16 protein-coding genes are annotated in these 14,095 nt (G+C 64.6%); 9 read left to right on the top strand and 7 right to left on the bottom strand.

The window, feature by feature from the left end:
• Positions 1-83 precede the first annotated feature (83 nt).
• On the bottom strand, positions 84-1,076 hold the full coding sequence (locus tag JG746_RS00930; protein WP_202356477.1) for an adenosine kinase: 993 nt from the start codon (positions 1,074-1,076) through the stop codon (positions 84-86).
• 305 nt (positions 1,077-1,381) lie between these two features.
• Here JG746_RS00930 and JG746_RS00925 point away from each other — a divergent pair, with 305 nt between their 5' ends.
• On the top strand, positions 1,382-2,284 hold the full coding sequence (locus JG746_RS00925) for a DMT family transporter (RefSeq protein ID WP_202356476.1): 903 nt from the start codon (positions 1,382-1,384) through the stop codon (positions 2,282-2,284).
• Between the two features lie 193 nt (positions 2,285-2,477).
• Positions 2,478-3,176 carry a sulfate transporter family protein gene (locus JG746_RS00920; protein WP_202356475.1) on the top strand — a complete coding sequence of 233 codons (699 nt, stop codon included), beginning with the start codon at positions 2,478-2,480 and terminating at the stop codon, positions 3,174-3,176.
• A gap of 25 nt (positions 3,177-3,201) precedes the next feature.
• Here the strand turns inward: JG746_RS00920 and JG746_RS00915 are convergent, their stop codons facing one another.
• From JG746_RS00915 to JG746_RS00895, 5 genes are all read right to left on the bottom strand, one after another.
• Entirely contained in the window at positions 3,202-4,005 is an 804-nt protein-coding gene (locus tag JG746_RS00915; protein ID WP_202356474.1) for an isocitrate lyase/PEP mutase family protein, read from the bottom strand.
• 74 nt (positions 4,006-4,079) lie between these two features.
• Positions 4,080-4,934, bottom strand: coding sequence for a hypothetical protein (locus JG746_RS00910; RefSeq protein ID WP_202356473.1), 855 nt, complete (start codon positions 4,932-4,934; stop codon positions 4,080-4,082).
• Positions 4,935-5,005: 71 nt separating this feature from the next.
• Complete coding sequence (locus JG746_RS00905) at positions 5,006-5,665, bottom strand: HAD family hydrolase (RefSeq protein WP_202356472.1); 660 nt, start codon at positions 5,663-5,665, stop codon at positions 5,006-5,008.
• Positions 5,665-6,150 (bottom strand): dUTP diphosphatase, encoded by a 486-nt coding sequence (dut, locus tag JG746_RS00900; RefSeq protein WP_202356471.1) that lies wholly within the window; start codon positions 6,148-6,150, stop codon positions 5,665-5,667. Before dut ends, JG746_RS00905 begins: the two co-directional genes overlap by 1 nt.
• Before the next feature lie 96 nt (positions 6,151-6,246).
• The gene (locus JG746_RS00895) at positions 6,247-6,717 is read right to left on the bottom strand and encodes an Lrp/AsnC family transcriptional regulator (protein ID WP_202356470.1); all 471 of its coding nucleotides are present in this window, start codon (positions 6,715-6,717) and stop codon (positions 6,247-6,249) included.
• Between the two features lie 114 nt (positions 6,718-6,831).
• Here JG746_RS00895 and JG746_RS00890 point away from each other — a divergent pair, with 114 nt between their 5' ends.
• The 4 genes from JG746_RS00890 (at position 6,832) to JG746_RS37045 (ending at position 9,596) form a co-directional block, all read left to right on the top strand.
• A complete protein-coding gene (locus tag JG746_RS00890; RefSeq protein WP_202356469.1) occupies positions 6,832-7,080 on the top strand; it encodes a DUF6356 family protein in 249 nt (82 codons plus the stop codon).
• A 15-nt stretch (positions 7,081-7,095) separates the two neighbouring features.
• On the top strand, positions 7,096-7,896 hold the full coding sequence (locus JG746_RS00885) for a class II glutamine amidotransferase (protein ID WP_202356468.1): 801 nt from the start codon (positions 7,096-7,098) through the stop codon (positions 7,894-7,896).
• A gap of 326 nt (positions 7,897-8,222) precedes the next feature.
• Positions 8,223-9,164, top strand: coding sequence for an amidase (locus JG746_RS00880; protein WP_244730627.1), 942 nt, complete (start codon positions 8,223-8,225; stop codon positions 9,162-9,164).
• Positions 9,165-9,185: 21 nt separating this feature from the next.
• Positions 9,186-9,596 (top strand): amidase family protein, encoded by a 411-nt coding sequence (locus JG746_RS37045; protein ID WP_244730626.1) that lies wholly within the window; start codon positions 9,186-9,188, stop codon positions 9,594-9,596.
• Here JG746_RS37045 and JG746_RS00875 read toward each other — a convergent pair.
• Complete coding sequence (locus JG746_RS00875; RefSeq protein WP_202356467.1) at positions 9,590-10,663, bottom strand: NAD(P)/FAD-dependent oxidoreductase; 1,074 nt, start codon at positions 10,661-10,663, stop codon at positions 9,590-9,592. The genes JG746_RS37045 and JG746_RS00875 overlap by 7 nt on opposite strands.
• A 127-nt stretch (positions 10,664-10,790) precedes the next feature.
• Between JG746_RS00875 and JG746_RS00870 the strand changes: the two genes are divergently transcribed.
• The 3 genes from JG746_RS00870 to JG746_RS00860 all read left to right on the top strand — a co-directional run bounded on the left by JG746_RS00870 (position 10,791) and on the right by JG746_RS00860 (position 14,006).
• Complete coding sequence (locus tag JG746_RS00870) at positions 10,791-11,387, top strand: TetR/AcrR family transcriptional regulator (protein WP_202356466.1); 597 nt, start codon at positions 10,791-10,793, stop codon at positions 11,385-11,387.
• Entirely contained in the window at positions 11,384-12,313 is a 930-nt protein-coding gene (locus JG746_RS00865) for a haloalkane dehalogenase (protein WP_202356465.1), read from the top strand. Before JG746_RS00870 ends, JG746_RS00865 begins: the two co-directional genes overlap by 4 nt.
• A 100-nt stretch (positions 12,314-12,413) precedes the next feature.
• Positions 12,414-14,006, top strand: a complete 1,593-nt coding sequence (locus JG746_RS00860) for a peptide chain release factor 3 (RefSeq protein WP_202356464.1) — start codon at positions 12,414-12,416, stop codon at positions 14,004-14,006.
• Positions 14,007-14,095: the final 89 nt, after the last annotated feature.

Raw genomic sequence — 14,095 nt, 5'->3', positions numbered from 1 at the left:
CCCCCAACGGGGAGAAGGTGGCCGCGAAGCGGCCGGATGAGGGGGAGCCTCGCAGCAGTTGCCGCAACGGCGGCGGAAAAGCGCTACAGCAATCCGGCCAGTTCCGCCTCGCGGCGCAAATTCTGCCTCGGCCTTGGGCCGAGCTGCTGGATCACCAGGCCGGCGGCCAGTGAGCCGAGGTCGCCGCAGGTCTTGAGGTCGCGGCCTTGCGTGTAGCCGTGCAGGAAACCGGCGGCGTAGAGATCGCCGGCGCCCGTCGTGTCGACCAGCTCCCGGATGGCGGTGGCCTGGATGACCACGGTCTCGTCGCCACGCACGATGACCGAGCCTCTTTCCGAGCGCGTGACGGCGGCTATTCTGCAGTCCTTGCGGATCTTGGCCAGCGCCTCGTCGAAGGATGAAGTCTGGTAGAGCGACTTGATCTCGTGGCTGTTGGCAAAGACGATGTCGACCGTGCCCGAACGCATCAGGTCGAGGAATTCGTCGCGGTAGCGGTCGACGCAGAACGAGTCCGACAGCGTCATCGACACTTCGCGGCCTGCGGCGTGCGCCAGCCTGGCCGTCTGCCGGATCGCTTCCTTGGCGCGCGGCGGGTCCCAAAGATAGCCCTCGAAATAGGTGACCTTGGCGCCCGATGCCTTGTCGGCCTCGACATCTTCCGGCCCGAGCTCGACGCAGGCGCCGAGATAGGTGTTCATCGAGCGTTCGCCGTCGGGCGTGACGAAGATCATCGAGCGTGCGGTCGGTGGCTCGCCCTGGAGCGGCTTGGTGTCGAAGGCGACGCCCTGCGCATGGATGTCGTGCGCGTAGATTTCGCCCAGCGCATCGTTGGAGACCTTGCCGAAGAAGGCGGCGCGTCCGCCGAAGGAGGCGACGCCGGCCGCCGTGTTGCCGGCGCTGCCGCCGGAGGCTTCGATTGCCGGGCCCATGCGGCTGTAGAGCAGTTCGGCGCGGTGCGTGTCGATGAGGTTCATCGCGCCTTTGATGATGCCGTTGGTTTCGAGGAATTCCTCCTCGCACTGGGCGATGATGTCGACAATGGCATTGCCGATGCAAAGCACGTCATAATCCGGCATCAATGTCTCCATCAAAAACCAAAAGCAATTCCAGGAAAAGTGCGTAGCGGTTTTCCCACAGGAATTGCGTACAAAGAGAGAGCCGGCTTCTTGCCACGCTGGCCGGGCGCGGGTTTAGCGATTCGCGGCGGCTTTGCCTAGGGCATGTTGATATTGAGGTGATGCCGGTCGGACCTGAATTGCAACACACATCGGAGCGCGACACGCCAGGCGCTACGACAATTCGACCGTGGACGAAGCATTTCGTCTGGCTGTCGCTTACAAGCTGGCTCTGCCGATCACCTATCAAGGGCGAGCCAGTTCCCATGTCTACAAAGAACGACACGACCACCGACCTGGCCTTGCTCGGCGTGCTGGCTGTGCTGTGGGGCGCCTCCTACACCTTCATCAAGATCGGCGTCGAGACGATCCCGCCGGTCACCTTCATCGCCGCCCGCACCTTGATCGCCGGCGGTATCCTGTTCGCCATCATCCGCTGGCGCGGGCTCGCCATGCCGCGCGATGCCGCCACCTGGCGCCGCTTTGCCTTCCAGGCCTGCCTCAACAGCGTCATACCTTTCACGCTGATCGCCGCGGCCGAACGCTCGGTCGATGCGGGGCTCGCCACCATCCTCAACGCGACCTCACCGATCTTCACCTTCCTGCTCACCGCGCTCATCACCCGCCACGAGCCGGTCACGGTGCGCAAACTCATCGGTGTCGGCGCCGGCATAGCCGGCATCTGCCTCATCGTCGGCACCGAGGCGCTGGGTGGCATCGGCCACGAATTGTGGGCGCAGGTCGCCATCGTCGCGGCGACGATCTGCTATGCCGGCGCCGCCATTTTCGGCCGTGGCTTCAAGGGTCTCGATCCGATGCTGCCGGCGGCAGGCTCGATGCTCTGTGGCGCCGTCATTTTGGTGCCGCTCAGCCTGGTGGTCGACCAGCCCTGGACGCTCGCGCCGTCGACGGCGTCGATCCTCGCCCTGCTTGGCTTGTCGGTGTTCTCGACCGCGCTCGCCTTCGTCATCTATTTCCGCCTCATCCACACGCTGGGATCGGTCGGTACGACCTCGCAGGCCTATCTGCGCGTGCCGATCGGCGTCGGCATCGGCGCCGTCTTCCTCGGCGAAAGCCTGGGGCCGACGGCATGGCTTGGGATGGCCTTTGTCGTTGCCGGTGTCGCGGCCATGACCATTCCGGTCCGCAAGCCGGCGTTCGCTCGTTAGAGCGGTTCACCGTTTCATGGAAACGGCGAACCACTCTAACTCTTTGTTTTGACGCAATTCCGGACGGAAAACCGCTCACACATTTCCTGGAATTGCTCTAGCCGCCCCGATTTACTTGTGTTTGCGACCCGCGCTGCCTATCTCGGGAGCGTCCGCCTTCCGGCGGCGTCCGCTGACCTGGGGTTGAAACACGGTGATTTTCGACGCTGCCCGCATTGCGGTCCTCGAACTGCTCTCGCCGCCGTTTCGTGCCGTGTTCCTCAAGACGCTGGGCCTGACCGTGCTGGCGCTGGTCGCCTTGTGGTTCGGCCTGACCAGCCTTGTCGAGTGGCTGGCCCTGCCGTGGCTCCAGGCCTTGTTGCCCGGCATACCGTCATGGGCCGGCTGGCTGGGGGGCATCATCGCGGCAATCGCGCTGGCCTTCGGCATGGCGCTGCTCATCGCGCCGGTCACGGCTGTCATCGCCGGCCTGTTCCTCGACGATGTCGCCGAAGTGGTCGAGCGCACCGACTATCCCCGCGACCCGGTCGGGCGCCCCATGCCGGCGTTGCGCTCGCTGGTGCTGGCGATCAAATTCTTCGGCGTCGTTATAGCAGGCAACATCGTGGCGCTTCTGCTGCTGCTGGTGCCGGGCATCAACATCGCCGCCTTCTTCATCGTCAACGGCTATCTGCTCGGGCGTGAATTCTTCGAATTCGCCGCCATGCGCTTTCGCCCGGAGGACCAAGCCAGAGCCCTGCGCCGGCAGTATGCCGGCACGGTGTTTCTCGCCGGGCTGGTCATCGCGGCCTTCCTGGCCGTGCCGCTGCTCAATCTGCTGACGCCGCTCTTCGCCGCCGCCATGATGGTCCATCTGCACAAGGCGATCAGCGCGCGGGAAAGCCGCCGGTGACCGCAAGTGTCATGCAGTCGGCCCTTTAGGCTGAGGATTTGCCGTACAGCGCTTGCAATTTGCCGAACGGCATGGCGGCGCGGGTGAAGCCGAACGTGCCGTCCTGCTGGATTTCGCGGGCCGCCGTCTCCAGCATGCCGTAGGCGAAGTTGGTCAGCCACGGCCCGAGCGAAATGCGCTTGACGCCAGCCATTGAGAGATCGGCGATGGTGAAGCCCGGTTTCGCCATGACGTTGACCGGCTTGCTGACAGCCGAGCAGAGCGTGCGCACCATCTCGATATCGCCGATACCGGGCGCGTAGAGCACGTCGGCGCCGGCCTTCTCGAAGGCTTGCAGCCGCTTGATGGTGTCGTCCAGATCGGACTTGCCCCACAGGAAATTCTCGGCCCGCGCCGTGAAGACGAAATCGCGTTTGAGGGCTCGCGCGGCCTCCACCGCCGCCGCGACGCGCTCGACCGCATGGGAGAAATCGTAGATCGGTCTGTCCGGGTCACCGGTGTGGTCCTCGATCGAGCAGCCGGCAAGGCCGGCCGCTTCCGCCGCGAAGATGGTTTCGGCCGCCCGCTCGGCGCTGTCGCCCTTGCCTTTCTCGAGATCGGCCGAGACCGGCAGGTCGGTCGCCGCCGTCACCTCGCGGCAATGGTGGATCATCTGCTCGAAGGTCACGGCGCCGTCCGGCAGGCCGCGCGAAAAGGCAAAGCCGGCGCTGGTCGTCGCCAGCGCCTTGAAGCCGAAGGATCCGAGCAGCTTGGTCGTGCCCGGATCCCAGGGATTGGGCATGACGAAGGTCGAGGCATGCAGGTCGCGAAAGATCTTGCCCTTGTCCATGAATGCTCCCCATCACGAGTGTAGGGGCGGATGCTATCGCGCTGTCTGCGGCCGGGCAAACGAATGCGGTTGGTTCAGAAGCGTTTCTCGTTCTCTCCTGCCAATTTCTCGAACGCATCGGAATCCTTCACGTAGCGCGATGTCTTCTTGTGCCAGTGATAGGTGACGGAAATGTCGTGTGACGCCGCATCGGGTGGCGCGTCGTCGCAGCTCTCATCGCTCGGCACCGTGCTGTCGGTCACCGTCACCTTGACGGCGGCATAGGGCTGGCCGTCGGCGATGGTCTGGAAAGCCATGTCCTGCTTGCGGCTGTAGGCGCAGAGCCTTTCGTCGAACGTGTAGATCATGTCGATCAGCTCGAATTTGTCGTCACGGACCATGATCAGCGGCGTGATCACGTAGCCCTGGCTCGAATTGAAATGCGTGCTCATGGTGATGAGCATGTCGTCGCCGGCGCCGATCGATAGCTTGTTCGGTTCGCGGAAATAGGTGCTGCGGTCGACCGCGACATTGGCCGCATCGAGCAGTTTCGGCTTGGCCGTGACGTCGTAGAGCGCCAGCACCGCATAGCCCTCGGCGCTGTCGGGAGAATCGCCAAGGTCGAAAAGAATGGCCAGCCGGTCCTTGCCGCCGGCCCTGATGGGAAGCACCGCGGCATTGGGCAGGCTTGTCGTCTCGGGCGGTGAACCGCCGCTATCCGGTCCCTCGATGTGGCGCATCTCGATCGGCAATCCGCCCTTGTAGAAGCCGTCCCCGTTCGCGGCGAGGCTCGGGATGACCATCTTGGCCAGGTCAAGATAGGTCACATCGCTGCGGCCGGGCAGGGCGCTGCCCAGATCCGGAAAGCTGACGGCTTGGGCGCCGGCCGCGTTCCACAGGAACGGCAGCAGCATCACGGCAAGGATGATGCGTAAAAAGTTCGTTGGCATGAGCGCCCCCAGGGATCAAGCCACTCACGCTAGCACGGGTCCAAGCATCGTGCAGCCGTGCCGGAACCGGATCAGTGGATCGGAACCAGCCCGGCCAGTTCGCGCATGTCGTCGAACAGGATGCCGCCGGCCTGGATCAGGCCGTCGCGGTCGGAATAGGGGTCGCCGTGATAGGAAAACACCCGCATGCCGGCGGCGACCCCGGCCTGTGTGCCGGCGACGCTGTCCTCGATGACGATGCAGTCGGCGGGCGCGAAGCCCATGGTCTTGGCCGCATGCAGGAACAGGTCCGGGAACGGCTTGCCGCGCCCGACCATGGTCGAGGAAAACATGGCATGTTCGAACAGCGGCAACAGCCCGGTCTGGCCAAGCGTGATGTGCATCTTCGAAATCCTGGCCGAGGTGGCGACGCAATAGGGGATGCCGGCCGCCCGAACCGCCTCGATGAACTCCCGCACATAGGGGATTGCCTCGACGCCATGGGAAAACAGGTCCGGCAGGCCGGCGTTCCAGCGTTCGACGAAATCGGCGCCGAGTCGAACCTCGGTCGTCTCCTCGATCTCCTTCTGCACCGACGCCATGCTGCGGCCGGAGAAGTTCTTGCGGCAATATTCGAAGTTCGTCGGATAGCCGGCAGCGCTCAGCCATTCGGCAAGGCGTCGGTTGGCGAGATTTTCGGTGTCGACAAGGATCCCGTCGCAGTCGAAGATCACAAGGTTGGGTATGGGCATCAGGCTGTGCCGGTCGATCCGAACCCGCCCGAGCCACGCGCCGTGCCGCCGGCCAGCGAACGCTCTTCGACGGTCACCTGCGTCACGGCAGCGAAAACGATCTGGGCGATGCGCATGCCCCGCGTCACCGCAAAATCCTCGTCGCCAAGATTGACCAGCAGCACCTTCACCTCGCCGCGATAGTCGCTGTCGACCGTTCCAGGGGAATTGAGGACGGTAAGGCCATGCTTGAAAGCCAGGCCGGAGCGCGGCCGCACCTGGCCTTCCATACCTTCGGGGATTTCCAGGATCAGCCCGGTCGGCACCAAGGCGCGTTTGCCCGGCAGGATCAGCAGCGGCCGGTCGTCGGGCACCGCCGCGCGAAGATCCATGCCGGCGGCGCCGGCGCTTTCGTAGGCGGGGAGGGGTAGACCTTCGGCGTGCGGCAATCTGACGAAGCCGACAGTCGGGCCGATGACGGAGGAGTTTTGGAGGGCTGCGCGCATAAAATCGATCCTATCGGCGCGATTGCCGATTCGGTCAATTCGCCCGCAAGCCTATCAACGTCTTTCTTTCAGGCATCACTATGGCCTGGGCACGCTTTAGCGCACTTCCATCGGGACAACCGTGGTCTCCTTGATCTCCTCCATGACGAAGGAGGCCGACACGTCGGACAGCGCCACTTTGGCGATCAGCCGCTGGTAGAGCCGGTCGTAGGCTTTCACGTCGGCGACGCGGGCGCGCAGGACATAGTCGAGGTCGCCGGACATGCGGTAAACGCCGGTGATCTCGGGAAGGCCGGTCACCGCGGCGCGGAATTTTTGCAGCCAGTCGGGATCATGGTTGGACGTACGGATCAGGATGAACACAGAAAGGCCAAGCCCGAGCTTGTCGGCATCGACCAGCGCCACGCGGCCGGTGATGACGCCGTCCTCCTCCAGTCGTTTGACGCGCCGCCAGCAGGCATTGCGCGACAGGGCCACCCGTTCCGACAGCTGGTCGACCGACAGCGTGCCGTCGCGTTGCAATTCGGCAAGCAGTTTTCGGTCTATTTCATCAATATCCAGTGCCATATTGGGATGTTTGTCTCATGAAATGGCAAAACACAAGGACATTTTGAGACCGATGAACCGGCGAAGCGTGCCAGGATACTCATATCGGAACGCAAGCGCTGAAGGGGGACCTCAATGTCGGTCGCAAGCATCTTCACTTCTCATCCCGCCAAGGTCGGCGAAACCTATTTCAGCCATATGGCCTTTGCCGCCTGGTTCTCCTCGCGCCTGCTGATGGCGGCCGGCGCCGCCCTCGTTCACGCTTTCTTGCCATTTCTCTTCGAGACTACCGCCAGCCGAATCGTTCGCGAGCTTTACGAGCGGACGCACAACAGAGGCACACACGCGACCAAGGAGCCGGCGGCTCTTCTGGATCGCGCCTAGAGGACGACAGAAGCGATGTGCCGGTGGGCGGCCTATCTCGGTGAAGCGGTCTTTCTCGAAGACATTCTGACGGCGCCCTGCCACTCGCTGATCGCCCAGAGCCATTGCGCCCAGGAAGCCAAGTCGCCGACCAATGGCGACGGTTTCGGCCTCGCCTGGTATGGCGACCGGCAGGAGCCTGGCCTCTACCGCGACATCCTGCCGGCCTGGTCCGATCCCAATCTGAAGAGCCTGTGCCGGCAGATCAAATCCGGCCTGTTCCTCGCCCATGTGCGGGCCTCGACCGGCGGCGCCACCAGCCGAATGAACTGCCATCCCTTCATCTCCGGCCGCTGGTCGTTCATGCACAATGGCCAGATCGGCGGCTTCGAGAAGATCCGCCGCGTGCTGGAGAATTCGCTGTCCGACGCCGTCTTCGACCAGCGCGAGGGCACCACCGATTCCGAACTGTTTTTTCTGCTGATGATCGACGAAGGCTTGGCTGGTGACCCGCAAGGCGCCGTCTCGCGCGCCACCAGCCGCGTGCTCGAAGCCTCGCGCCGCGCCGGCCTCGAACCGGTACTGAAGCTCACCGCCGCCTTCTCGGACGGGCAGGCGCTGCACGCGGTGCGCTACGCCACCGACGCGCATGCGCCGACGCTCTACACCTCTATCCTGCGTAAAGGCGGCGGCCGCTGCATCGTTTCCGAGCCGTTCGACCGCGAAGGCGGCGACTGGCAGGCGATCCCGCCCTCGAGCTTCGTCACCATGACAGGGGACGGGATCGCTATCAGGTCATTTGCTCCGGCTCCGGCGAAACTGGCGCTGGTCGGGTAATCTTTCTCTTGAAATGCCGCGGGCCAGCGCCCCCATCTGTCCTGCCGGACATCTCCCCCACGAGGGGGGAGATTGGATGTCACGATCGCTTTCGCCCAACCTCCAACGCTGCAGGATTGAGCGAGGCGCCGAAGCTGCCGATCTCCCCACTTGTGGGGGAGATGTCCGGCAGGACAGAGGGGGGCGCCGTAGAGCGCCGACTTCAACAGACGGTCGGCGCAATTTCGATCAAGTACCACTGAGCTTCAAATGCTCAACTCCGCTTGAAGTCGCGCCGCTGCCCACCATTTTCCAGGCAAGTGCGGCCAAGTCGGGAGCCTTTGATCATGGACATCGCTTTCTCCTCGACAACCGAACTCGCTGCCGCGATTCGCAACCGCAAAATCTCCGCCGTCGAAGCACTCGACGCTCATCTGGCGCAGATCGACAGCCACAACGACGCGATCAACGCCGTCATCTCGCTCGACAGGGAGGGCGCCTACGAACGCGCCAAAAAAGCCGACGCGGCACTCGAGCGCGGTGAGGCGGCCGGACCGCTGCACGGCGTTCCCTTCACGCTGAAGGACACGCACGAAACCGCCGGCATGAAAACCACGGTCGGTTTCCCGCCCTTCGCCGATTATGTCGCACAGCAGGACAGCCCGGTCGTCGCCAGGCTGAAGGCGGCCGGCGGTGTGCTGATGGCCAAGACCAATGTCGCCACCATGTTGTCGGACTGGCAGTCGAACAACCCGCTGTTCGGCCGCACCAGCAATCCCCGGAATCTTGAGCGCACCGCCGGTGGGTCCAGCGGCGGTGCCGCGGCGGCGGTCGCGGGTGGCATGACGCCGTTCGATGTCGGCACCGACATGCAGGATTCGATCCGGCTGCCGGCCGCCTTCTGCGGCGTCTACGGCCTGAAGCCGACCGAACACCGCGTCTCGCTGGCCGGCGCCTTCCCAAATCCTGGCGATGCCGCGCGCAGCGTGCGGCTGATGTCCTGCCTCGGGCCGCTGGCGCGCGGCGTGGACGATCTATCCCTGATCTATCGGATCATCGCCGGGCCTGACGGGCGCGACACCGATCTGCCGCCGGTGCCGGTCGAGACCACGCCGAAGCTCGATCTGAAGACCCTGCGCATTGCCTTCGCGCCGTCCTTCCCCGGCGTCCCGGTGGCCGGTGATATCAGCGTCGCGGTGGAAAACCTCGCGAGGCAGCTGCAATCGGCTGGGGCCATCGTGGAGCCGGCGAAACTGCCCAGGCTCGACCTGTGCGACGATCTCGCCTAGGGCGGCGCGCTGATCGGCATGATGATGGAGGCCGCCCAACCCCAGCCGCCGGAGCGGCCGACACCGGTCTCGTGCTGGTTCCAAGCGCTCGCCCGTCGCGACCGATCCATTCTGGCCTGGGACCGGTTCTTCGACGAATGGGACGCGCTGCTTTGCCCGGTCGCCATGACCACGGCCTTCCCGCATTGCGCGCCGGGGACGCCGATCAAGGTCGACGGCAAGGAGCAAAACTACTGGATGCTGCCGGCCTGTGGCGCCGTCTTCAACTACAGCGGCCATCCAGCACTTTCCATGCCGTGCGGACAGGATCGCGACGGCTTGCCGATCGGCCTGCAATTGGTCGGCAAACGCTGGTCTGAGGCGCACCTGCTGGCTGTCGCGGCGGCCGTCGAGCCGCTCACCGGCGGCTTTCGCCGCCCACCGGCTTACTGAGCAAAGCGCGACAGCCCGTACGGCGCCAGCAGCGGATCACGCTCGCCGTCAAGGATTTCCCTTGTGGCGAACAGGCCGATGGCCGGCGCCAGAGTGATGCCGGAATGCATGACCGCGATATAGAGGCCGCCCATGCCCTCGGCGCGGCCGATGATCGGGAAGCCGTCGATCGGATTGGGGCGGTAGCCGATCGTGTGGAAATCGAGTTCCAGCCCCTCGCCGCCGCGCAATGATGCCTTTGTGACCGCGAACAGATCGCGCGCCGTGGCTTCGGGGTCATGGCCGGGATCGCCGCCGGCGAAATCCGAGCCGGCGATGATGCGGCCCTCGGCCGTCTGGCGCATATGCAGCCTCTCGGCGTGCGCGAGGCCGTTGAGCAGCTTTTTGTACGGCCGCGAATGGACGATCAGCCCAGGTGGCGTCTCGATAGGCAGCCTGATGCCAGCCGTCGCGGCAATGTCGGGCGAGCCGGCGCCAGCCGCGATCACCACTTCGTCGGCGGCAATCAGCCCATGCGGTGTGTCCACGCCCGTGACTCTGCCGTGGGTCTGCGTCAATGCCGAGACCGTGCTGGCAACGACCCGAGCGCCATGCCGCTCGGCATCCGCCAGCAGGGCCCTGGCCGTCGCAACCGGCTCGGCGACGCCTTCCTCCGCGACATAAACGGCGAATTCAGGAGGCTCGACGAGGTTTGGTTCGATTTGCGCCGCCCGCTTGGCGTCAACGCGTTCGATGCCGTAGCCCCATGAAGAATGTTCGGCCGCATAGGCCTCGAGCCGGCCGGCCGGCAGGTCCCAGCACAGCCCGCCGCACCAGGCGAGCGGCAGCCCGGGCAGCTCGTTCGCCAGCCTTTTCCATTCGGCCATGGCGCGGGTGCGCAGCCGGAAATAGACCTTGGGGTTGCCCCAGCTGGCGTTGATCCAGGCAAAGGAATTGGGCGTCGCGACGCCGCCCGCGCCGCTTTCGGAAACGACCGTCACCTCAGCGCCTGCTTTGGTCAGATGCCAGGCGATGGAGGCGCCGATGATGCCGGCGCCGATGACGATCACTTGTTTCGCATCTGCCATGTTCGCTCCTTTATCCGGTGGTCCGCCGAGGACGCTCTTGCAGTGCCACCGCGTTCGTCGCTTGCCAACATCGGACACGGCAAAAATATGCGCTTGACATCAATACGTACGTACGTATTATTTCGGCATGGCTAGACAATCACTCCGCGAAAAACTTCTCGACGCTGGTTTCCAGACCCTTTGGAACTCAGGCTATGCCGCCGCCGGCGTGCGCGACATCGTTGCCGCCGCCGATGCCCGGCCGGGATCCTTCACCAACCATTTCGCCTCCAAGGAGGCGTTCGCCGGCGAAGTGCTGGACCGTTACTTCACCTATGTCAGTGGGCTGGTCGAGGCGGCGCTGGCGAAAGACGGCACACCGCCCATCGGCAGGCTGCGCCGCTATCTCGACGTCATCACCTCGAAGCTCGAGGCGCATGACTGGGCGCGCGGCTGCATGATCGGCAATCTCAGCCTCGAGACCGCCGTGCACAGCGAGCCGTTGCGCTTGCAACTCGTCGCCATTTTCGAGCGCTGGCGCCAGCCATTCGCCGCCTGCATCGCCGAAGGCCAGGCGGCCGGCGACATCGCCAAGACCTTCGAGGCCGAGGACCTCGCCGACTTCCTGCTGTCGTCGTGGCAAGGCGCCATGCTGCGCATGAAGATCGAGCGCAGCCCTGAACCGCTCGAGCGGTTCAAGAAAATCATCTTCAGCACTGTGTTCGCAAAGGAGACGACCCCATGAGTTCGAAAGCCAACCCGTCTCAGCCCGTCGCCACCACGCCGAGACGTTCGCAGGTTCCCGTGCTCGATTCGACCATGTCCTATGTCGAGGCCGGCGCGTCCGGTCCGACCGTGCTGTTCCTGCACGGCAACCCGACCTCGTCCTATATCTGGCGCAACATCATTCCGCATGTCGCGCCTTTTGGCCGCTGCGTCGCGCCTGACCTGATCGGCTATGGCCAGTCCGGCAAGCCCGACATCGACTATCGCTTCTTCGACCAGATCCGCTATCTCGATGCCTTCCTCGACGCGCTCGATATTAGCGATGTGGTGCTGGTCGCGCAGGATTGGGGCACGGCCCTTGCCTTCCATCTCGCGGCACGGCTGCCGCGGTGCATCCTCGGCCTCGCCTTCATGGAATTCATCCGGCCGTTCGCGCGCTGGGAGGATTTCCACCAGCGCCCGCAAGCCCGCGAAATGTTCAAGGCGCTGCGCGCGCCCGGTGTCGGCGAAAAGCTGGTTCTGGAAGACAATGTCTTCGTCGAGAAAGTGCTGCCGGCCTCGGTGCTGCGCACGATGAGCAACGAGGAAATGGACGCGTACCGGGCGCCGTTCCCGACGCCGCAATCGCGCAAGCCGGTACTGCGCCTGCCCCGGGAAATGCCGATCGAGGGCCAGCCCGCCGACGTTGCCGCCATCAGCGCGCACGACCATCGCGCGCTGCTTCTGTCCACCTATCCGAAACTGCTGTTCGCGGGTGATCCCGGTGCGCTGATCGGGCCGCAGGCCGCGCAAGAATTCGCGGCCGGGCTGAAGAACTGCCGGTTCATCAATCTCGGGCCCGGTGCGCACTATCTGCAGGAGGATCATGCCGACGCGATCGGCAGCGCCATCGCCGGCTGGCTTCCGGAGGTCGTTTTGGCGAACCGGACGGGCGAACTGGCCTGAGGCAAGCCATGGCATCCGGCGGCGTCCGCGCCGCCGGACCGGTCGACAGCCCGGCACTACGCTGCTAGAAGCCCGGCCTGTCACACGGAAATCCCAGAGAATGCCCGAAACAATACCAGAGGAAGTGGCGCGCCGCCGCACCTTCGCGATCATCGCGCACCCGGACGCCGGCAAGACGACGCTCACCGAAAAGCTGCTGCTGTTCGGCGGCGCCATCCAGCTTGCCGGTGAGGTCAAGGCCAAGAAGGACAAGATCCAGACGCGCTCCGACTGGATGAAGATCGAGCGCGAGCGTGGCATCTCCGTCGTCACCTCGGTGATGACCTTCGAGTATGAGGACAATGTCTTCAACCTGCTCGACACGCCCGGCCACGAGGATTTCGCCGACGACACCTACCGCACCCTGTCGGCGGTCGATAGCGCCGTCATGGTCATCGACGCCGCCAAGGGCATCGAGCCGCGCACGCTGAAACTCTTCGAGGTCTGCCGGCTGCGCGACATCCCGATCATCACCTTCGTCAACAAGATGGACCGCGAAAGCCGCGACCCGTTCGAAATCCTCGACGAGATCGAGCAGAAGCTGGCGCTGGACACTGCCCCCATCACCTGGCCGATCGGCCGCGGCAAGACATTCTCGGGCACCTACCACCTGGCGCTGAACGCGGTGCGCAGGGGCGACGACGAGAAGGAGCGCACGCCGGTCAACGGCCCCGATTCCAACCGCGTCGCCGGGCTGCTGCCGGAAAACGAGCGCGAGGCCTTCATCGAGGAACTGGAATTGGCGCGAGAAGCGTGCAGACCCCTCGACATCGACGCGTTCCGCGAGGGCCATCTGACGCCGGTCTATTTCGGCTCGGCGCTGCGCAATTACGGCGTGCGCGACCTGATCGAGGCGCTCGGCGCCTTCGGCCCGCCGCCGCGCGCGCAGGAGGCCGATACCCGCAAGGTCGAGGCGACCGAGGACAAGATGACCTCCTTCGTCTTCAAGATCCAGGCCAACATGGACCCCAACCACCGCGACCGCATCGCTTTCGTGCGCGTCTGCTCGGGCAAGCTCGAGCGCGGCATGAAGGCCAAGCTGGTGCGCACCGGCAAGCCGATGAGCCTGTCGGCGCCGCAATTCTTCTTCGCCCGCACCCGCGTCACCGCGGATGAAGCCTTTGCCGGCGATGTCGTCGGCATTCCCAACCACGGCACGCTGCGCATCGGCGACACGCTGACCGAGGGCGAGGAGATTCTTTTCAGGGGCGTGCCGAACTTCGCGCCGGAAATCCTGCGGCGCGTGCGCCTCGGCGACGCGATGAAGGCGAAAAAACTCAAGGAAGCGCTGCACCAGATGGCCGAGGAAGGCGTCGTGCAGCTGTTCTCGCCCGAGGACGGCTCACCGGCCATCGTCGGCGTCGTCGGCGCGCTGCAGCTCGACGTGTTGAAGGAGCGGCTGAACTTCGAATACACGCTCCCTGTCGAATTCGAGATGTCGCGCTTTTCCGTCTGCCGCTGGATATCGGCCGACGACAAGTCCGAGACGCTTCGCTTCATCGAGGCGCATCGAGGCGACATCGCCAGGGACCTCGACAACGACCCAGTGTTCTTGGCCCAGCACGCCTTCTCGCTGAACTACGAAGCGGAACGCTGGAAAGCGATCCGCTTCGCCACGATCAAGGATTACCAGGTCCGCGACAAGGCGGCTTAGGTGCCAGTTTTACCTTCTCCCCGTTCACGGGGAGAAGGTGTCCGAAGGGCGGATGAGGGGCGGCGCCGACCTCAAGGATCATGTGCCCC

The organism is Mesorhizobium sp. 113-3-3, assembly GCF_016756495.1.
GTDB lineage: Bacteria > Pseudomonadota > Alphaproteobacteria > Rhizobiales > Rhizobiaceae > Mesorhizobium.
This window is presented reverse-complemented; position numbering and strand designations above follow the sequence as displayed.